Genomic DNA, 664 nt, shown 5'->3' on the forward strand with positions numbered 1-664 from the left:
TATCGAGACTCCCTGGTTGTGATTTGCTTTCATTTTTAGGTATATTTGGGTCATAAACACCCCCTTTTGGTCTAATAAAAGTTGAGTTGCGTTGTGATTTGCTTTCATTTTTAGGTATATTTGGGTCATAAACACCTTGGATACATCAAAAAGTATGTTTCTCGCAGTTGTGATTTGCTTTCATTTTTAGGTATATTTGGGTCATAAACACCTGGTGCTGCTGAAGCTGAATCTTATTTATCGTTGTGATTTGCTTTCATTTTTAGGTATATTTGGGTCATAAACACCCTGGTCAAGGGCGACACCGTGACAGTGCGGGTTGTGATTTGCTTTCATTTTTAGGTATATTTGGGTCATAAACACCGCGACCCGTCCTAAATACCTGAAAAGCACAAGATTACAAAGAAAATACAATTAAAAAATCCGGCTGCGGTAGCATGCCGGATTTTGTTTTTCCCTCGTTTTTACGATCCTGCGTATTTTAAAAAAGTTCGAGCTGTAGCTGAATTACCTTTTGATCCGGTGTTTTCTTCTGCTTTTTCTGCCCTATGAGAAATTCCATCATGCCAAATTGCTTGTCTGTGATTTCAAAGAGGATGATGCTCCCCTTTTCTGGCAGGATATTTCGGACGCGTTTTTTGTGGACTTCAAGGTTGTCTCTACT

1 protein-coding gene and 1 CRISPR repeat array are annotated in these 664 nt (G+C 39.0%); the gene reads right to left on the reverse strand.

Annotated elements, in window-relative coordinates:
* Positions 1-15 precede the first annotated feature (15 nt).
* Positions 16-364: direct repeats of the CRISPR family, unit length 46 nt; unit sequence GTTGTGATTTGCTTTCATTTTTAGGTATATTTGGGTCATAAACACC.
* Positions 365-481: 117 nt separating this feature from the next.
* A partial coding sequence (gene cas2, locus ACK4EX_RS11710) for a CRISPR-associated endonuclease Cas2 (protein WP_409773051.1) occupies positions 482-664 on the reverse strand: 183 nt, incomplete at its 5' end.

It is taken from the genome of Thermaurantimonas sp. (assembly GCF_046299575.1).
Lineage (GTDB): Bacteria > Bacteroidota > Bacteroidia > Flavobacteriales > Schleiferiaceae > Thermaurantimonas.